The organism is Acetobacterium wieringae (genome assembly GCF_001766835.1).
Taxonomy (GTDB): Bacteria; Bacillota; Clostridia; order Eubacteriales; family Eubacteriaceae; genus Acetobacterium; species Acetobacterium wieringae.
The window spans coordinates 50,442-69,878 of the sequence record NZ_LKEU01000026.1 but is presented as its reverse complement, the minus strand read 5'-3'; the positions used below and the strand labels follow the sequence as shown (position 1 = coordinate 69,878).

Here is a 19,437-nt window from a genome sequence, read left to right as displayed (position 1 = left end):
ATTTTCCTCCTATCTTAAAAAGGTATATCGTCATCATCGGCCATCAGATGAAAATCTTCATCCAATCCCATTACTGACATATTATTATTGGATTGTGGCGCTGAAGTTTGCTGGAATCCGGCGTTAGAATCTCTCCGGCCGGATGAGAGAAAACTAATCTCATCGGCAACAACTTCCGTCACATAACGTCGTTGACCATCCTGTGCGTCGTAACTTCTTACCTGTAGTCGTCCTGATACACCAATTTGGCTACCCTTTGACAAATATTGTCCAGCAATTTCTGCCTGTTTTCCCCACACGACGACTGGCACAAAGTCTGCTTCTTTTTGACCATCTTTGTTTTTAAAACGACGATCCACCGCTAAGGTAAATGAAGCGACTGCTCTGCCTGTTGTAGTGTTTTTCACCTCAGGATCACGGGTTAGTCTTCCTACGAGAATTACTTTATTCACAGAATTGCCCCCTATTTCTCTTTTTTAATAACGATGCTTCGAATAAACTGTTCGTTAATTTTGTATAAATGATCTAATGCATCAAGAACTGAGTTATCAGCTTTGAAGTCGATTAAAACATAGAATCCTTCTTGATACTTTTTATCGATTTCGTAGGCTAACTTTCGTTTGCCCCATTCGTCGACTTTTTCAATTTCTCCAGCTGCTTCAATAACAGCCTTCACTTTGCCGACAAGTTCTTCAATCGCTTCTTTCTCAAGATCCGGTTTTAAAACAAATAGTGTTTCATACTTTCTCATTCCATTTCACCTCCTCATGGACTATGGCTCACTTTTCCAGCGAGCAAGGATTACAGCTTTTAATTATATCACATCTTACAATTCATGCAAGGATTTTCTTTTATTTTTTATTTCAGGCAGGCACAACTGCACCAAATATAATTGGTGTCATAAATGTTTCTATAAAAGCAGCTAGAAAGAAAAGTGGAATCAGCCACAATAAATAAATTCGCAAACATCCTATCGCCGCCTGTTTTAGCTCACCCTTTAGGCTTCTTCGTAAAATTGTTTTTGATAATTGTAAACAGAGATGCACACCCAGCGTTACCCCTAAAACCAGAGCCGGAATCTCAATCATACCATGGGGCAAAACCCCCACCAGAAAAGCAAACCAACCAATGCCATTGGTTTGATACACTGCACCGATCAAACCAATAATAATCGCATTGGAAGCCAGCGAAAACATTGGCAAAAATAAAAATGGAACAACCCCTAAAAGACTGCTGATTCCACTGGCAATCACATTATTTAAAAAAATACCCAGCCAGAGATCAACCCCGGTACCATCTAAAAATTCTTTCTGATTAAACAACGCCTGCAACTCATTAAAATAACTCTGACTCAAGCCCGGGTCACTCAGAAAAAGCAGGGTGTTTAAAATACTCATAACCACAAAAAACGTCAGACAAAAAAAGAAGGTTGGTTTTAAATGTTTTTCAAAGTAGGTTTCTGCTCCATTCCATTGGGTCATAAAAAATTCTTTCATACTTCTCCCTTGCTCTCACCGCTCAGAATTTTCTTAATCTGTTTATTGAATTTTGACCGCTGAAGCATAACAATATGGCCGCAACCCAGACATTTTATTTTAATATCGGCCCCGACCCGGATAATTTCCCATTGAAAGCTTCCGCAGGGATGCTTTTTTTTCATTTCTACCCGATCCCCTAATGAATAAACCTTAGTTTCCATATTTCACCTCTGCTTCTTTTTTGTCCATCATTTTGACCGAATTTTGATTATATATCACGGTTTTATTGTAGGGAATTTCAATTCCTTTTTCGTCAAATACCGTTTTGATTCGTTGCCGCAGTAAATTTTCTGCCGCAAATTTTGATGCCGCATCTTCTTCACATACAACCCGGATAACAACTGCAGATGGATCAAGTCGGGTGATTCCCTGAACTTCAGGCCGAATTTTAAATAACTCTTCATGGTTTTCATATAGATCTGTGCAGATTTCTTCGAGGATTGTCATGACCTTGTCGATGTTTTCTTCATAAGCAATGCTGACTTCAACAATTGCCTTCATATGACCCTTAGAATAATTGACGAGGCGATCGATTTTCCCATTATGAATGATAAAGAGCCCCCCATTAAATTCCCGGACGCTGGTTGTGCGCATCCCAATCGTCTCAACGATCCCATAGTGCGTCTCATCAATGATCACATAATCACCAACACTAAATTGATTTTCAAAAACAATTACAAAGCCACTCATCACATCTTCCACAATCCCCTGCGCCCCAAAACCAATGGCCAGGGTTCCAACTCCGGCTACTGCCAACAATGAACCCACATTAATGAATTGGCCCAGAATAATCAAACCCGCCAGAGTCCAGATACTTGCTCTGGCAGCGGTTTTTGTCACATGATTCAAAGTAACAATTCGGCGGGCATCCCGGGGTTCAAGCCCTGCTTTTTCGCCATCAAAAATCCGGTCGACAATACCAAACGTGATTTTTATACTGATCACAACCGCAATTAGAACGATCCCCGAAACCAGGCATTTTTGCAGTAAATGTGAAAAATCAAATTGATTGAGATACGAAGAAAAACTTGTTGTTAAATATTCCATAATTAACTCCTATTGAATTCCGATAACGTTAAGCCCAATTGGCATCCAAGTGGTTAACAAACTGCTCGCTTCAACGGTGGGCAGTTTGGATACACCTCCCGTTGTAAGATTAATCACAGAAAATACCCAAAGCATCACTGCAATGATGGCTGCCCCTAAAACCACTCCGATTATCGCCCCCGCCAGCCGATTAAGGATTCCAATAACAGGAAGTTTTGAGATTCCCAGAAAGATGGCCTGCAGCAACCAACACAACACCGATACCCCCATAACGAGAATTCCAAAACTGATACTGTTGGCAATGCCATGTTTGATCACTTCTGTTATTACGGTAATGCCCTGATCCAGGATGGATTGTCCGCTACTCATAGCGGCTTCACCTAAAAGAGCATTGGTTAAACCACTTTGCTGGGCACCCAGATCCATCAGCGACTGGGAAATCGCATCAATGTTAATTGTAGTAAAAAGATTGTTGAGCATGCCCGACTGAATCAACCAATCCGCCAGCAATGGTGAAAAAAACCAGGCGATTACAAAAGATGCAATAAATCCCCCGAAACTGATCAGGGTATTTATTGCACCTCGTTTGAATCCTATAATTCCTGATAGCACGCAAATCAGGATACCTATTAAATCAAGTGATGTCAGTGTTTGAAAACTCATTTTTTATTCCTGTAATATGCTTCAATGTCCTCTTCGTTGATGATCCGCACAGCACTGGTTTCCATCAAGAAGGATTTATCATCCGATTCTTCATGTTGATTCAACCCTTTATTGAGATTCTCCAGCTCGATGGGTTGGGAAAGATTCCATTCCCCTGCCGTTTGTGAGGGTTCGTTACTGAACTCTGTGTCGGTTGCGATGTCCGGCATTGCCGCTGGTTTTATTTCGCTTTCGTAGGAAAGCGAAACTTTTTCTGAACCAAATGGCTTTTCTTCGATAATGGGCTCACTGGTTTCAAACAATCCTGTTTCTGATTTCTTAAAGCGGGTTTTTTTTACATTCCCGCGCTCGGGAGCTACATAGGTATCGTCAATGATGACTTCTGTCATGATTTCTGTCTCTCTGGGCGTAAAACCTTCATTGATTTGTTCATTGGAAAGCCCTTCCAGGCCGATACTCTCCCGTTTTGGAACTCGTGATTTTCGACGGTTTTTTTTCTTTTCTTTTTTCGCTTCGAGATCATACTCCAGATCCCGCTGATCTTCGGCTTTGGTTTCTTCCCAATACTTTCGGCCCACAATTCGGCCGAGTACAATCCCAATCACCTGAAAGACAATGGTCATTACCAGCGCTATTCCAAATAACAGAAAAACAGACAGCTCACCACCAACTAATTGATAAATTAACCCAAAGGGCAAGTACCAAAATATAGTGGGTGCTGCAATAAAAGCAAACTGATTCCAGATACTGTTTGTATCCTGTCCCGGAAACATGGTGGATACCACTGTCAATGTCCCGGTTAGGACGATTATGGGAATCAGACTATAGACAACATACCGCAGTGTCTTTGGTTTTTCATTGCCACTGATGTTTTTAAAGCAAACGGTAAACAGGATGATCCAGAACGCACCAATTGTTATTAATTGGATGCCATTAAACAGATAGTCAAAATTACTTGTTCGGGTCAGATCAAATATATTTTTGAAGATCAGTACAATCACAATATAAAGGATATTGCCCAATACTGCTGCTTCCAACGCTGACAGTCGTCTCTTTCTTTTGATTTGATTCATTATTTTCTCCATTTCATAATTGAATTGTCACAGTTCGACTGATTCTAGTTTTCTTTTTCATATCCCAATCGCTCGAGTAGACGATCCAATTCTTCCAGCGATGAATAGACAAACTCTATTTTTCCTTTTTTTCCACGATTATTTAAATGGACTTTAGTTTCGAATTTTCTTTCCAAAGCTTCCTGAATTTCTGCTATATATCCACTACTATTGTCTTTTTTTTTCTGAAGTGGCTTTACCAGACCTTCACTCTGCATTTTTTTTATGCGATTCTCTGCTTCTCTGACACTCATTCCTTTTTCAATGATCTCGCTTGCAAAAGCTTCCATCTTTCCGGGATCTTCCAGAATCAGAATCGCTCGGGCATGCCCCGATGTAATTTTTTCCTGAGCCAATTGTTCCTGAATGCTTTGAGGCAGTTTTAATAACCTGAGGGTGTTGGCAATGGCGGTACGACTTTTTCCAATCCGAATACCAATTTCCCCCTGCGTCAGATTAAAGTTCTCCATTAACGCTTCATAGGCCAGCGCTTCTTCAATGCTATTGAGATTTTCCCGTTGAACATTTTCAATGATGGCGATTTCCAGAACTTCTTCTGGTGGCAGATCTTTTACAATTACTGGCACCTCTTTAAGGCCAATCATATTGGCGGCTCGCCAACGTCTCTCTCCAGCAATAATGGTATAACCCTTCGTTTCCGGTTTAACCACCAACGGTTGGAGAATGCCATGTTCTTTAATTGATGCCCCTAATTCTTCTAGCTTAATTCGGTCAAAACTTTTTCGCGGTTGTTTTGGATTGGGCCGAACATTATTTGTTCTGACATAGAAAACCAACTTTTCAACGTCAACCTCCAGCACTTCATCTTTTTGCGAAGGAACAACCACTGCATCATCGGGAAATAACGCTCTAAGACCTTTACCTAAACCTGTGCTTTTTCCCATAACTACTCCTGTCTTTGTACAAACTCTTTTGCGAGGGCCAGATATGCTTTTGATCCCTTTGATCCGTTGGCGTATTCAAAGATAGTCTGCCCATAGCTGGGGGCTTCGGCCAAGCGGACATTGCGGGGGATCATGGTGTCATAAACCTTTTCTTTGAAATAATCAACCACTTCATCGACAACCTGATTTGATAAGTTGGTGCGGCTGTCAAACATGGTCATCAGGACACCTTCTATTTCTAAATGGGGATTTAATCCCTGTTTTACCAGACTGATCGTATTCATCAGTTGACTCACGCCTTCCAATGCATAAAACTCACATTGGATGGGAATTAACACCGTGTTTGTCACTGCCAGGGCATTAATTGTTAATAAACCAAGTGAAGGTGGGCAGTCGATGAAGATATAGTCGTAAAATGATTTGATATTTTCAATACTATTTTTAAGGCGCAATTCTCGTTGTGGCATATTTGTCAATTCAATTTCTGCTCCAGCTAAATCGGGGTGAGATGGCAGAATATGAAGATTTTCGTAAGAAGTTGTCAGAATAATTTCTTTAAAATTATCACCATGGATAATTCCATTATAGACGCTTTTTTCCAGATTATTCTTTTCAATTCCAAACCCACTACTGGTATTTCCCTGCGGATCAATATCAATAACCAGTACTCGATATCCTTCTAAACTAAGGGCAGTGGTTAAGTTGATATTTGTGGTCGTTTTACCAACACCACCTTTTTGATTAAATACTGCCACGATTTTTGCCATACTTTGCTCCTTAATTAAATCACTCAATCACTTTCACAACTTTGTTTACTGATCATTGGTTTGTTATCCTGAAATTTCTGACTGCCAGCAGTGTTTCACGTGAAACATGTGATTGTCAACGCAAGCTGCGATACACTGTTTTTGACAGATGTTTCACGTGAAACATCTGTCAAAAACCAGGTCAAATACTATCATATAACCCTTTATTTATGCTTGTACTATTTATACTGGATTGGAAACGCTTCTTTTTTAATCTTACCATGAATCCTCGGAAAATTAGCTGGGGTAGGTTTGACTTTTTTTATATTTATTATAACATGAACAAACTCACTTTGCAGTAACAAACCCTTTTCAATTGTTGTAATTTTTCCACCTAAAACATCAATCGGTATTTGGGCAGCATTTAACTCCTCCTGATAGTCTCTTCCTTTCATCGATAGAAACTGTCCCCCAACCTTTGTCAGCGGTAAACAATACTCGGATAGCAGCGTCAAATTTGCCACCGCCCGAGAGGCGACCACTTCATATTTCTCCCGGTATCTATGATCTTGTCCTAATTCTTCAGCTCTGCCATGAAGGGTATTTATATTGTTGATCCCTAACTCAGAAGCGATGGACTGGACGACATTAAGCTTCTTTTTTGTTGAATCCATTAGCGTAATCTTGGCCTCTTCCAGCATGATCGCCAGCGGAATGCCCGGAAAACCGCCCCCGGTTCCGACATCTAAAATGCTTATCCGGGGGTTTTTTATTAATTTAAGTAATGTCAAAGAATCAAGTAGATGAAGCCTGATAAATTCATCTTCATCAATAATCCGAGTTAGATTGATCTGTTTATTTCGTTCCAGGAGCTGATCCATATAAGCAATCAGCTTTTCTGCCTGAATTTCATTAATTATTATTTCGGCAGTTTTACCCCGATGTATTAATTCTTCAATACGTTTATTCATTATCCGTTCCCTTCTGATCTCCACTTCGTCGGCGTTGCTCCAAGGCAATTAACAATACTGAAATGTCTGCTGGCGAAACGCCAGAAATTCGGGATGCCTGACCAATTGACAATGGTTTGATTTCTTGCAGTTTTTCAGCTGCTTCAATTCGCAGTCCGCCAATTTGGGGGTAATCAAGATCGGTCGGAATCAGTTTGTGTTCAAGCTTTTTAAACTGCTCAACCTGTTGCAGTTGCTTTTTAATGTAACCCTCGTACTTAATCTGAACTTCCACCTGCTCGACCACACTCCAATGTAACACCGGTCGTTCCGGATCAAAAACAGCCGTTTGTTGATACTTAACTTCCGGCCGACGAATCAGTTCACCGATTGATAAACCATGCAAAATCTCCGAACTGCCAAGTGATCTAAGAACTGCATTGTTTTCCTGATTGGGTTTAACAATAACCTGATTGAGCCGAGTTATCTCTTGTTTAATCTGTTCCTTTTTCTCCAGGAACTTTTGATACCGGCTCTCGCTGATTAGCCCGACCCGGTGTCCGATCTCAGTTAACCGCAGATCGGCGTTATCCTGTCGTAACAATAAACGATATTCAGCCCGGGAAGTCATCATTCGGTATGGCTCATCAATTCCCTTGGTAATGATATCATCAATGAGTACACCAATATAACCTTCAGACCGATCGATGATCACCGGCTGTTCACCCCGTAAATAGAGCGATGCATTAATACCGGCAATCAATCCCTGGGCTCCGGCCTCTTCATAACCGGAGGTACCATTGATTTGTCCGGCAAAAAATAAACCGGCTACTGCCTTGGATTCAAGCGAAGGCTTTAATCGGGTCGGATGGATGCAGTCATATTCAATGGCATAGGCCGAACGCATAAACTCCACTTTTTCCATTCCCGGCACCGTTCGGTATAGAGCAATCTGAACATCTTCTGGTAAACAAGAGGACATCCCCTGGACGTATATTTCATTGGTATTTAATCCTTCCGGCTCCATAAAAATCTGATGTCGTTCCTTGTCATGAAAACGCATTACCTTAGTTTCAATCGATGGGCAATAACGAGGGCCAATTCCTACGACTTCGCCGGTATAAAGCGGCGAGCGTTCAATGTTGGCATTAATAATTTGGTGGGTTTGCGGGTTGGTATAGGTCAGGTAACAGGGCACCTGATCAATTTTTATTGAGTCGGTTTCAAATGAAAAAGGAACAATCTGATCGTCGCCCTCCTGAATAATCATTTTTGAATAATCCAGAGTTTTGGCATCAACCCGGGCCGGGGTTCCGGTTTTAAAACGTTGCAACTCAATACCATTTTTTATAAGGCTCTCTGATAAATACATGGCTGGAAATAAACCGTTGGGCCCGCCATCGTATTGAACATCACCGATAATAATCCGGCCCTTTAAATAGGTGCCGCTACAGATAATCGCTGCCTTACAGCTGTAAACTGCCCCGGTATTAACCATTACCCCGGTGATCTTGCCATCTTCGACAATAATTTCAGTCGCCTCCTGCTGTTTTAACAGCAAATTCTCCTGATTCTCGATTACTTCCTTCATTCTGAATTGATAGGCTTTTTTATCGGCCTGAGCCCGCAACGAATGTACCGCCGGACCTTTTGCCGTATTTAACATCTTACACTGAATCATCGTTGCATCAATGTTTTTTCCCATTTCACCGCCAAGGGCATCAATTTCCCGAACCAGATGTCCTTTTCCGGTACCACCGATGGATGGATTACAGGGCATCATTGCCACCGAATCCAGATTGATGGTTAATAATAATGTCTTAAAACCAATTCGGGCACTGGCCAGAGCTGCTTCAGAACCGGCATGACCGGCACCGATGACGATAATGTCGTAGTCTCCTCCTGGATATGTCATTTTCTTTCCTCTACTTTCCAATGCAAAAATTTTTAAAAATCTGATCGATGATATCCATCCCAACGGCTTTGCCGGTAATGCCACGAAGCGCTTCCAGGGCTTCCATCACGTCAATACTGACAAGTTCCAGTGGCATTTGGCTGGCCATGGTGCTAATAGCATTTTCCAGACTGGTTTTTGTTGTTTCCAGTAACTGAATGTGTCGGGTATTGGTAATCAGATAGTCCGCTTCCTGACTGACCGTTCCTTCAAAAACCATTTCCAGCATTTTTTGTCGCAAGGTTTCGATTCCCTGATCTTCCAATAGGGACATTGGTATCCATGGCTCTGGAATTTCAACATCCATTCCACTGATCGCATCGGTCTTATTGGCAATATAAATGGTTTTGCGATTTTTAAGCAATTCAATCAGTTCCTTTTCTCCAGTAGACATTTCTTTAGAAATATCCCGCATAAAAATCACCAGATTGGTTTGGTTTAAAAGCGCCTTTGATTTTTCAACGCCGATTTTTTCCACCAGATTATCTGTTTCTCTGATTCCAGCAGTATCAATAATCTTAAAGGGAATCCCTTCAATGTTAAGATATTCTTCAATGGTATCCCGGGTGGTGCCGGGAATATCGGTGACAATGGCTTTGTTTTCCATTAACAAGGTATTTAGTAATGACGATTTTCCCACATTTGGCTCACCAAGAATCGCAGTTGTGATCCCCTCCCGGTAAATTTTGCCGGTTTCTGCCACAGTCAGAATTTCTTTGATCTTGTTTAACAACTCTAAAATCTGGCTGTTCACAAAATCATATGATATTTCTTCAATATCGTATTCAGGATAATCAATATTGACTTCCATATGTGAAAGAATTCCCACTAAAATATTATCCAGTTCTTCCAGTTTGTGAGACAGTCGTCCTTCCAGCTGGGCCACTGAATATTCCAGACTTTTTTCGGTTTTGGCATTGATGATGTCAATAACCGCTTCAGCCTGAGTCAAATCCATTCTCCCATTTAAAAAAGCCCGCTTGGTAAATTCTCCCGGTTCGGCCAGTCGGGCTCCACTGGTAATAACCAGTTTTAAAATTTTGCGCATCGGGACAATTCCCCCATGGCAATTTATCTCGACGACATCTTCAGCGGTATAGGAATGGGGCGCCAGCATTTTTGAAACCAGCACCTCATCAATGTCTTTTTTGGTAGCTGGGTCAACAACCCGTCCATAAACCAATTCATGACTGCCAGCTGCCAACAGGGTTTTTCCCCGGGGGTTGACAAACAGTTTGTTTCCCAGTTCAACGGCATCGGGCCCGCTGATTCGGATAATACCGATTCCGGCACCACCCATACCGGTAGCTACTGCAGCAATGGTATCTTCATTTTGTAATAAGGCTTCCAATTTATTCTCCTGTTTCAATAATTGTTTCCTAATCTCTAATAATATAATAAAAACCTGATGTTTACAAGTAAGATCCAAATAAAAAGGCACCTTACAATTAACGCTTAAGCTAATTTGCAAAGTGCCTTTTTTTAGTTTTTATCTTTTAATTGAATAACAACCCGACGATAGGGTTCCTCTCCCTCACTAAAGGTAAAAACCTTGTCGTGATTCTGGAGTTTTGCGTGAATAACCCTTCGTTCTGAAGGATTCATGGGTTCCAGCAGCATTTTCTTTTGATAATAAACTGCCTTATTGGCCATTTTTTCCCCAAGATCTTCAAGGGTTTTTTCCCGCTTCGCCCGATAGTTCTCAGTGTCCAGAATAACCCGAACATATTCTTCATGTTGCCGATTGATAACCAAGCTAACTAAATATTGGAGCGAATCCAGGGTTTGACCACGGCGTCCAATTAAAACCCCCATGTCTTTCCCTTCCAGATCAATGAATAATACTTTATCCTCAAGACGGGTATTGATTTTACAATTAATTTTCATGGCATTGAGGACATCATTTAAAAAATCAAGGGCCCGCTGTTCAGGATTGTTTATCAGTGAGACCTCAACAATGGCTTCTTTTTTCCCAAATATTTTCATTAAACCACTGTCCGGTAATTGCAATACATTTGTTTCAACTTGTTCCTTTGTCACACCAAGCTGTTGCAAACCATGGTTAATCGCATCTTCTACGGTTTTACCAGTGCCCGTTACTGTCTTATTCATTTTCCCTCTCCTTAAGCTTTTAGTCATCATTTTTTACTTGTTATCATAACGTTCCTTGGCTTTTTGATAGGCTTCTTCCTGGGCTGCATCGCGCTCGGGAATTTCGACTGATGGTTTTTTTCGCTGCTCCGCAGACTGATTGTTTTTTGAACTTTGAATTTTCTTCTGAGAAGCTGGTCGGGTTAATGGTTTTTTGGGTCCATCAGTCTGATCTTTTTTACTGCTTTTAGGGGCATTGGGGTTAGCCGCCGCTCGTCTGGCCGCTAATTCCGCTTTACGCTCTTCTTCCGCTTCACGAACCCGGCGTTCCGCTTCTTCAATAGTATAATCTGGTTCCGGAATTCGCATCATAATAAATTGTTGTACAAAGGTAAAGATATTCTGTACGACCCAGTAAAGTGCTACCCCTGCTGGCATGGAAATAGAAATATAACCAATCATAATTGGCATGGCATAAAGCATAATTTTCTGAGTTTTGGCATTGGGATCATCCGGATTCGTTGCCGGTTGTGCTGCCATGGTAAATTTCTGAGTGATAAAGGTAAATAAAGCAGCTAAGATTGGCAATACATAAATCGGGTCCGGTACACTTAAACTATCCATCCATAAAAAAGACATATCGACTTCACTGATGGTTCCGTTAACGAAGACCCAGGTTTCGGGATGAAGCAGGGTCTGATAAAGCCCGATCAGGATGGGAAATTGTAATAAAATCGGCAGACAGCCCCCGGCAGGATTAACCTTAAAGGTTTTGTAGAGTTTTAGCGTCTCTTCATTTAATTTTTCTTTGTTATTCTTGTACTTCTTGTTAAGCTTTTGTAATTCCGGCTGAAGGCGTTGCATATCCTTCATGGATTTCGTTTGTTTAATATTTAGCGGTAATAACAATACCTTCATAAATATTGTAAAAATAATGATTGATAATCCATAATTATGAACAATTCCATAAATCTGGAATAACATCCAACCAAAGATCTGGTATAAAAACTCCATTCATTAACTCCTTAAGTTTTTCTCCCTAACATTCTAAGGAAGGGGATCATATCCCCCGGGATTAAAAGGATGGCATCTGAGAATGCGTTTCCCACCTATATAGCTTCCTTTTATGACACCGTATTTTTCAACTGCCAAAATAAAATACTCTGAACACGTGGGACTGAAACGACAATTATTTCCTAAAAGAGGTGAAATAAATTTCTGATAACCTCTAATAATTAAAACCAGGAATTTCTTGAACATTCTATGGCCTCATGAGATTCTTCTTATAAAACAAATGGTTTAACGATTTTTCCAAACTACTATACGGCACTTCTTTAATGGATTCCTTAGCAATCAGAATAATATCATAACCTTTTGAAAAAGAATCTTCATTAAGACGATATGCCTCTTTTATTCGTCTTTTTACCTTATTTCTAATCACAGCTTTTTTAGAAACTTTTTTACTGACGATTATCCCCAAACGATTAAAATTCTCTTCATTCTTTAGATAATAGATCACAAAAACTTTGTTTCCGAATACATCCCCAACTTTAAAAACACGTTTGAATTCATTTTCCTTACTTAGGGATTTTATTTTTACCAAAGGAATTCTCCTTAATTTTTATTAAACAAAAGACCGCTTTTGAAAAACGGTCTACAAAGGATTATGCTGATAATTTTTCTCTTCCTTTTTGTCTTCTCTTCTTCAAAATAAGTCGACCGCTTTTTGCAGACATTCTTTTTCTGAAACCATGTTCTTTCTTACGTTGTCTAACTTTTGGTTGATAAGTTCTTTTCACTTCGACACCCCCTGACTAATACTTTATATTCATTTGTTTATAAGCTAATAAGACTTTTACCCTAGAATTATATAATCTCGCTTATTTTATGTCAAGTTATATTATCAAATCTAAAGCGTTTTCGCAAGTATTATGTTTATTTTAATTATATTGAATGCCACATAACAATTTGTTATACTAGGTTTATCAACGGAAATGTGGATAAGTTTTTGAATTTTATCCAAATAATCCACAAATTCCAGGATTGTGTGGATTATTTGGGGATAACTTGTCAGTATTTTTTATTTATCCCTTTCTTTTCGTCTTTTCTTGTTGGGATAATTTTTTTAAAGTTATCAACAATTTTTCGTAGATTTTGCTTGATTTATTTGGCTATTCACATTAAAATGAATTCTCTGTGCATAATTTAAAATTTTATCCACAATGACACGACTTAAATTTATTAGAAATTGGAGGTTCATTTAATGGACACTTCCTTTAAAAAAATATGGGATGCCGCCCTGGAAATTATCAAACCGGATATTAGTCCAACCAGTTTTAACACCTGGTTCTTAAAAATAAAGCCCATAAACTATGTCAATAACACCTATTATTTTTTATCGGAAAATGAATTCGAAAAAGGAATTCTGGAGAGTCGGCATATTCCCTTGATCACCAATGCCCTGGCTGAAGTTACCGGAAAAACCGGTCAGGTTAAAATCGTTTTAAAAGAAGAAGATGCGATGATTCCGCAAAACAATGCTTCCTCCCAGATATCCATCACCACTGTTGAAGATAAAATATCCAATTACCAGAATAACTCGATGAATCCGAAATATACCTTCGACAGTTTTGTTATTGGCGAAAATAACCGTTTTGCTCATGCCGCCTGTGTGGCCGTATCCGAAGCACCTTCTGAACGTTATAATCCACTCTTTATTTATGGTGGTGTTGGTTTGGGAAAAACCCACCTGATGCAGGCGATCGGACATTACATCTTATCCTATGCACCCCATAAAAAGGTTGTTTATGTATCCTGTGAAAAATTTACCAACGACTTTATCGATGCGATTCAGAATAAAACCAATATCTCTTTTCGCAACAAATACCGCAGCGCCGATATTTTGTTAATTGATGATATCCAGTTTTTAGCCAAAAAAGAAGGAACCCAGGAAGAATTTTTCCATACCTTTAATACTCTGCATCAGGAAAATAAACAGATTGTCATCAGCAGTGACCGACCACCAAAGGAAATACCAACCCTAGAAGAACGACTTCGTTCCCGTTTTGAAAGCGGTCTGATAACAGATATTTATGCCCCTAACTTTGAAACCCGGATTGCGATCATCCGAAAAAAAGCTGAATCCTTTAATGATGAGATCCCCAATGAGGTCTTAAGTTTTATTGCCGACAGCATCCATTCCAATATCCGGGAGCTTGAAGGCGCGTTAACAACCGTCTTTGCTTATTCAAAACTGCATAAGGTGCCGATTAATTTAGAATCATCCAAAAATGCCCTCAAAGATATCTTTAGAAAAAAAGAAGACATTGTCATCACTGGTGAGTACATTAAAGAGGTCACCGCTAAATACTTTAATATTACAGTTGAAGACATGAATTCTAAAAAAAGAACCCGCTCGATTGCATTGCCCCGTCAGGTTGCCATGTACATTACCCGGGAAATTACCGATCTTTCACTCCCGCGAATTGGCGAAGAATTCGGCGGACGTGATCATTCCACAGTGATTCATGCCTGTCAGAAAATCGCCGAAGAAATGGATACCAATACCGATTTTAAAAACCTGATTCTGCGAATTGAACGGGAAATAAATGGTAATTAACAACCCACAGGCTCTGTCGGATCAATAACGAGGTTATCCACAAGTTATCCCCTGTTATTTTTGCTGATTTTTTGTACGATCAACCGATTTGCCGAGTTATTAACAAAATCCACACCCCCTACTATTAATACTATTATTTTATTTAATATTATTAATATATAAAAGGGGTTTTTTAAAAAAATAGGAGGGATTATTTATGAAATTCAATTGTTCAAAAGAAAGTTTAATAGCTGCGATATCCATTGCTCAAAAGGCAGTTTCATCAAAAACAACCATGAAAATATTGGAGGGAATTCTTTTTAGTGCCTCTGATAATAAATTATTATTAAGAAGTACCGATATGGAAATTGGTGTTGAAGTTACGATTCCAGCTGAAGTAGAAAGAAGCGGTGAAATTGTTTTAACTGCCAACATCATTAGTGAATTGATTCGTAAAATGTCCGGTTCTGATATTTTCTTTGAAAGTGATGAGCACCATCAGATAAAAATAGAATGCCTGTTATCAAACTTTACCCTTAAAGGATTGTCAGATGAAGAATTCCCGGAATTCCCCGAAGTGATCGATGATCATATTTTTACCATCGAAGCAAGTGTTTTAAAAGAACTGATCAAAGGTACCTTATTTTCGGTGGCTACCAATGAGAATATTCCGGTTTTAACCGGTGTAAAAATAGAACTGCATGATGATGACATTCATTTGATTGCGCTTGATGGCTATCGTCTGGCACTCAGAGCCGGGAAAATAAAAAATCCGGTGGCAGAAGACCTTAGTGTCATTATCCCGTCTAAATCGCTTTCTGAAATCAATAAGGTTCTGGTCAATTATAGTGGCGATGTGGTCGTTAAATTTTCAAAAAATCAGATATTTTTTGAAATGGACAATACTCAATTTACCTCCCGACTGCTGGAAGGGGACTTTATTAATTACAAGCAGATTATACCTGGCGAAAAAACGACTCAAGTTAAAGTCAATCGCCGATTATTACTCGAAAGCAGTGAACGGGCAGCGCTACTCGCTCGGGAAGGTAAAAACAACTTAATCAAAATGGATTTTAATCAAGACCAGCTGATTTTAACATCCAATGCGGAAATCGGGGATGTGTTTGAAGTGATTCCCATCGAAAATCGGGGTGAATCTTTAAAAATTGCCTTTAACTCCAAATTTCTCATTGAAGCTTTGCGGGTGATTGAAGGTGAAGAACTGATGATTGATATGACCACTTCGGTTGGTCCGGGGGTTTTACTGCCGATGACAGGGAATGACTTTATTTATTTGATTCTTCCGGTTCGGATTGCAGAAGAGAATTAAATTATCAATAAGATAAAAATAAATAGTAGTATTAAAAGTAGTTTAAAAAATCAGAATTATGTAAATGATTCATTGAATTTTTAGACTATTTTTTATTTTTATGTTATAATAGCTTGGTTCATAGATAAACATATAAAAATTTAATCAATTTTGGTATAAATAAAGGGGATTCGTGTAATGCTCTTTCATTTTTGTCAAAAATGTAATGGGCGGGGAAAAATATGCAAATAATTGAAATTAACACGGAGTTCATAAAAATTGATCAACTGATCAAATATGCTGGCATTGTCGGTAATGGCAGTGATGTCAAATTGATGATTTTAGACGGCTTGATTCGGGTGAATGGGGAGTTGTGTACCCAGAGAAATAAAAAGATCAGAGATGGTGATCTGGTCGAAATAAAAGATTATGATACCCTGCAGGTAAAAGGGATCGGAAAACCATGTTTATCGAAGAATTAAAACTGATTCATTATCGTAATTATGAAAATGAATTAATTATTCCGAAGCGAGGAATCAATATTATTATGGGCAAAAATGCCCAGGGAAAAACAAATCTTATTGAAGCTATGTTTTTTTTATCCCGGGGTTACAGTCATCGTGCTTCAAATGTGGCAGAACTTGCCCAATGGGATCATGATGATTTTTTTATGAATGCCCGGGTTGTCAGCAAAGAGGTCAAACATACCCTTTCTGCTAAGAGTCACCAGGGAAAACGACAATTTTTACTGGATGGCAAGATCAAGAAAAGAGATAAGATCAATGGGATTTTTAATACCATTCTTTTTGAACCGGATGATTTAAAAATTGTCAAAGAAGGACCGGACAAAAGACGGCGGTTTCTTAATCAGGAAATATCCGGTTTCCGGCCAGAATATCATTATATTTTAAGAGATTATGAAAAAATATTAAATCAGCGTAATTCCCTGTTAAAAAACATTCATTACGAGCCCAGTTTGAGAACAACGCTGGATGTTTGGGATGAACAGCTGGTTCAAACTGGAGTCAGGTTAATGAATCATCGGATTCGCTATCTTCATCGGCTCAATCGGGAAGCAAATAATCTTCATCAAGTACTCAGTCATGGAAAAGAAACGCTTTCATTATCCTATCTGAATAATATTATTGATTCTCTGGAAGAACTGTCTGAAATAAAAAACCTTTATAAAAAAAAATTAGCAGCCAGCCGGGAAGAAGAAATTTCACGGGGGGCTACGATTTTTGGACCTCATGTGGATGACATGCTGATTCAAATTAATGGTAAAGATGCCAGACGCTTTGGATCGCAGGGCCAGCAGCGTTCTGCCGCCATTTCCCTTAAGCTATCTCAAATTGAGATATACTATGACAATACCGGGGAATATCCGGTGATCCTTTTGGATGATATCTTTTCAGAATTGGATGAACATCGTCGCAAAAGCATTCTCTCACTTTTAAATAAAACCCAGGCCTTTATCACCTGTACCGAAGATATTGTCAATGAAGGTGATGTTAGACCAGAAAATCAACACATCATCGAGATTGTAAAGGGCCAAGTAAGAAAAATTAATAAACCATAAAAATCAGGAGGAAAACATGCCAGAAAACAAAGCAGATAACTATACCGCTGATCAGATCCAGGTCCTCGAAGGCTTGGAAGCTGTTCAGAAAAGACCGGGGATGTATATCGGCAGTACCGGATCCCGGGGCTTACACCATTTAGTCTATGAGGTGGTCGATAACAGTATTGACGAAGCCCTGGCCGGTTATTGTAAAAATATCAGTGTCACCATCCATCCGGATGATTCCATCACCGTTGTTGATGATGGTCGGGGGATTCCCACCGGGATGAACCATGCCCAGGGTAAAACGGGGGTCGAGCTGGCCTTAACGGTTCTTCATGCCGGCGGAAAATTTGGCGGTGGCGGCTATAAGGTATCCGGCGGTCTGCATGGGGTCGGGGTCTCAGTCGTTAATGCGCTATCGGAAAAACTGACCATTGAAGTCAAACAAAAAGGTCAGATCTTTTTTCAAAGCTATGAAAAAGGGAAACCAACTTGTGACCTGACCGTGACTGGAACCACCAATCGCACTGGAACCACCGTTTATTTTAAACCGGATAAGGATATCTTTGATGAAACCGTCTATGACTTTGATATTCTGGAGCATCGTTTAAGAGAGCTGGCATTTCTTAATAAAGGGGTATCGATCACTTTAATCAATGAAAAAGAGTCACCCAAACGGAAAGAAAATTATTGTTATACCGGCGGGATATATTCCTATGTCGAATATATGAATCGCAATAAAGATCCGCTGTATGATAAGATCACCTATTTTGAAAAAGAGCAGGACGATTATGCCCTGGAAATAGCCTTTCAATATACCACCGGTTACTCGGAAAATATTTTTTCCTATGCCAATAATATTAATACCCCAGAAGGCGGCACCCATCTCAATGGATTTAAAAGTGCCCTGACCCGGACCGTCAATACCTATGCCCGTAAAAATGGCTTTTTAAAAGGGAATGACAAAAATCTCACCGGTGAAGATGCCAGAGAAGGCTTAACGGCGATTGTCAGCATCAAGCTACTGGATCCGCAATTTGAGGGTCAGACCAAATCAAAATTGGGGAATACCGAAGTGAAGGGAATTGTTGAAACCATTGTTGGCGATCAGTTATCAGCCCTGATGGAAGAAAACCCCGGAATTGCCAAAAGCATCATTGAAAAAACGCTATCGGCCGCCCGAGCTCGGGAAGCCGCTAAAAAAGCCCGGGAATTCACCCGGCGAAAAAGTGCTTTGGATTCCACAGCCCTACCTGGGAAACTGGCTGATTGCCGGGAAAAAGATCCGGCCCTTTCAGAAATTTATATTGTCGAAGGGGACTCGGCCGGTGGTTCGGCTAAATCTGGCCGGGACTCTAAAACTCAGGCGATTCTGCCGCTGCGGGGAAAGATCCTGAATGTGGAAAAAGCCCGATTGGATCGGATTTTAACGACGGATTCCTTAAAATCGATGATCATTGCCTTTGGCACCGGGGTGGGCGATGAATTTAATGTCGAAAAGGCCCGTTATCATAAAATCATCATCATGACCGATGCTGATGTGGATGGGGCCCACATCCGAACCCTGCTGTTAACCTTCTTTTATCGCTACATGCCTGGTCTGATCGAAGCCGGCTATGTCTATATTGCCCAACCACCACTTTATAAGATTACCCGGGGGAAACAGGTTGATTATGCCTATACGGACCGGGATCTGGAGAAGAAACTGGAAGGCGTGGAAGATCGTTCCCGGATCGGTCTGCAACGCTACAAAGGTCTTGGAGAAATGGATGCCCATCAGCTATGGGAAACCACCATGGATCCCAGCGTTCGAACCCTGCTTCAGGTTAATATTGAGGAAGCCTCCTATGCTGATGAAATTTTTACCATTTTAATGGGCGATAAAGTTCAGCCCCGTAAAGAGTTTATCGAACGGAATGCAAAAAAAGTCAAGAATTTGGACATCTAGTCAAGAAGGAGT

At 40.0% G+C, this 19,437-nt stretch carries 22 protein-coding genes; 5 read left to right on the top strand and 17 right to left on the bottom strand.

The features are described from left to right. Positions 1-14: 14 nt before the first annotated feature. The 17 genes from ACWI_RS06730 to rpmH all read right to left on the bottom strand — a co-directional run bounded on the left by ACWI_RS06730 (position 15) and on the right by rpmH (position 12,805). Positions 15-452, bottom strand: a complete 438-nt coding sequence (locus tag ACWI_RS06730; protein WP_070370663.1) for a single-stranded DNA-binding protein — start codon at positions 450-452, stop codon at positions 15-17. Positions 453-463: 11 nt separating this feature from the next. Further along, a complete protein-coding gene (gene rpsF, locus ACWI_RS06725) occupies positions 464-751 on the bottom strand; it encodes a 30S ribosomal protein S6 (protein WP_070370662.1) in 288 nt (95 codons plus the stop codon). Positions 752-863: 112 nt separating this feature from the next. Further along, positions 864-1,496 carry a stage II sporulation protein M gene (locus ACWI_RS06720; RefSeq protein WP_070370661.1) on the bottom strand — a complete coding sequence of 211 codons (633 nt, stop codon included), beginning with the start codon at positions 1,494-1,496 and terminating at the stop codon, positions 864-866. After that, on the bottom strand, positions 1,493-1,699 hold the full coding sequence (locus tag ACWI_RS06715; protein ID WP_070370660.1) for a DUF951 domain-containing protein: 207 nt from the start codon (positions 1,697-1,699) through the stop codon (positions 1,493-1,495). The genes ACWI_RS06720 and ACWI_RS06715 overlap by 4 nt, the downstream gene beginning before the upstream one ends. Beyond that, positions 1,689-2,585 carry a mechanosensitive ion channel family protein gene (locus ACWI_RS06710; RefSeq protein ID WP_070370659.1) on the bottom strand — a complete coding sequence of 299 codons (897 nt, stop codon included), beginning with the start codon at positions 2,583-2,585 and terminating at the stop codon, positions 1,689-1,691. Before ACWI_RS06710 ends, ACWI_RS06715 begins: the two co-directional genes overlap by 11 nt. A 9-nt stretch (positions 2,586-2,594) precedes the next feature. Beyond that, positions 2,595-3,248, bottom strand: coding sequence for a CvpA family protein (locus ACWI_RS06705; RefSeq protein WP_070370658.1), 654 nt, complete (start codon positions 3,246-3,248; stop codon positions 2,595-2,597). Next, a complete protein-coding gene (locus ACWI_RS06700; RefSeq protein WP_070370657.1) occupies positions 3,245-4,321 on the bottom strand; it encodes a hypothetical protein in 1,077 nt (358 codons plus the stop codon). The genes ACWI_RS06705 and ACWI_RS06700 overlap by 4 nt, the downstream gene beginning before the upstream one ends. A gap of 44 nt (positions 4,322-4,365) precedes the next feature. After that, positions 4,366-5,265 carry a ParB/RepB/Spo0J family partition protein gene (locus ACWI_RS06695; RefSeq protein ID WP_070370656.1) on the bottom strand — a complete coding sequence of 300 codons (900 nt, stop codon included), beginning with the start codon at positions 5,263-5,265 and terminating at the stop codon, positions 4,366-4,368. 2 nt (positions 5,266-5,267) lie between these two features. Continuing rightward, positions 5,268-6,032, bottom strand: coding sequence for a ParA family protein (locus ACWI_RS06690; RefSeq protein ID WP_070370655.1), 765 nt, complete (start codon positions 6,030-6,032; stop codon positions 5,268-5,270). A 218-nt stretch (positions 6,033-6,250) separates the two neighbouring features. Next, the gene (rsmG, locus tag ACWI_RS06685; protein ID WP_070370654.1) at positions 6,251-6,982 is read right to left on the bottom strand and encodes a 16S rRNA (guanine(527)-N(7))-methyltransferase RsmG; all 732 of its coding nucleotides are present in this window, start codon (positions 6,980-6,982) and stop codon (positions 6,251-6,253) included. After that, the gene (gene mnmG, locus ACWI_RS06680; protein WP_070370653.1) at positions 6,975-8,876 is read right to left on the bottom strand and encodes a tRNA uridine-5-carboxymethylaminomethyl(34) synthesis enzyme MnmG; all 1,902 of its coding nucleotides are present in this window, start codon (positions 8,874-8,876) and stop codon (positions 6,975-6,977) included. The genes rsmG and mnmG overlap by 8 nt, the downstream gene beginning before the upstream one ends. Positions 8,877-8,886: 10 nt before the next feature. Continuing rightward, positions 8,887-10,266 (bottom strand): tRNA uridine-5-carboxymethylaminomethyl(34) synthesis GTPase MnmE, encoded by a 1,380-nt coding sequence (gene mnmE / locus ACWI_RS06675; RefSeq protein WP_139142330.1) that lies wholly within the window; start codon positions 10,264-10,266, stop codon positions 8,887-8,889. A gap of 131 nt (positions 10,267-10,397) precedes the next feature. Next, entirely contained in the window at positions 10,398-11,027 is a 630-nt protein-coding gene (jag, locus tag ACWI_RS06670) for an RNA-binding cell elongation regulator Jag/EloR (RefSeq protein ID WP_084633543.1), read from the bottom strand. Between the two features lie 33 nt (positions 11,028-11,060). Next, entirely contained in the window at positions 11,061-12,020 is a 960-nt protein-coding gene (locus ACWI_RS06665; protein ID WP_070370652.1) for a YidC/Oxa1 family membrane protein insertase, read from the bottom strand. 33 nt (positions 12,021-12,053) lie between these two features. Further along, the gene (yidD, locus tag ACWI_RS06660) at positions 12,054-12,266 is read right to left on the bottom strand and encodes a membrane protein insertion efficiency factor YidD (RefSeq protein WP_070370651.1); all 213 of its coding nucleotides are present in this window, start codon (positions 12,264-12,266) and stop codon (positions 12,054-12,056) included. A 1-nt stretch (position 12,267) separates the two neighbouring features. Next, entirely contained in the window at positions 12,268-12,609 is a 342-nt protein-coding gene (rnpA, locus tag ACWI_RS06655) for a ribonuclease P protein component (RefSeq protein ID WP_070370650.1), read from the bottom strand. Positions 12,610-12,670: 61 nt separating this feature from the next. After that, the gene (gene rpmH / locus ACWI_RS18465) at positions 12,671-12,805 is read right to left on the bottom strand and encodes a 50S ribosomal protein L34 (protein WP_041669680.1); all 135 of its coding nucleotides are present in this window, start codon (positions 12,803-12,805) and stop codon (positions 12,671-12,673) included. Between the two features lie 464 nt (positions 12,806-13,269). Here rpmH and dnaA point away from each other — a divergent pair, with 464 nt between their 5' ends. The 5 genes from dnaA to gyrB all read left to right on the top strand — a co-directional run bounded on the left by dnaA (position 13,270) and on the right by gyrB (position 19,425). Continuing rightward, positions 13,270-14,625, top strand: coding sequence for a chromosomal replication initiator protein DnaA (gene dnaA / locus ACWI_RS06650; RefSeq protein ID WP_070370649.1), 1,356 nt, complete (start codon positions 13,270-13,272; stop codon positions 14,623-14,625). A gap of 196 nt (positions 14,626-14,821) precedes the next feature. Then, entirely contained in the window at positions 14,822-15,934 is a 1,113-nt protein-coding gene (dnaN, locus tag ACWI_RS06645; protein WP_070370648.1) for a DNA polymerase III subunit beta, read from the top strand. A gap of 221 nt (positions 15,935-16,155) precedes the next feature. After that, entirely contained in the window at positions 16,156-16,395 is a 240-nt protein-coding gene (locus ACWI_RS06640; protein WP_070370647.1) for an RNA-binding S4 domain-containing protein, read from the top strand. Next, positions 16,377-17,492 carry a DNA replication/repair protein RecF gene (gene recF, locus ACWI_RS06635; protein ID WP_070370646.1) on the top strand — a complete coding sequence of 372 codons (1,116 nt, stop codon included), beginning with the start codon at positions 16,377-16,379 and terminating at the stop codon, positions 17,490-17,492. The genes ACWI_RS06640 and recF overlap by 19 nt, the downstream gene beginning before the upstream one ends. Positions 17,493-17,508: 16 nt before the next feature. Continuing rightward, a complete protein-coding gene (gene gyrB / locus ACWI_RS06630) occupies positions 17,509-19,425 on the top strand; it encodes a DNA topoisomerase (ATP-hydrolyzing) subunit B (RefSeq protein WP_070370645.1) in 1,917 nt (638 codons plus the stop codon). Positions 19,426-19,437 lie beyond the last annotated feature (12 nt).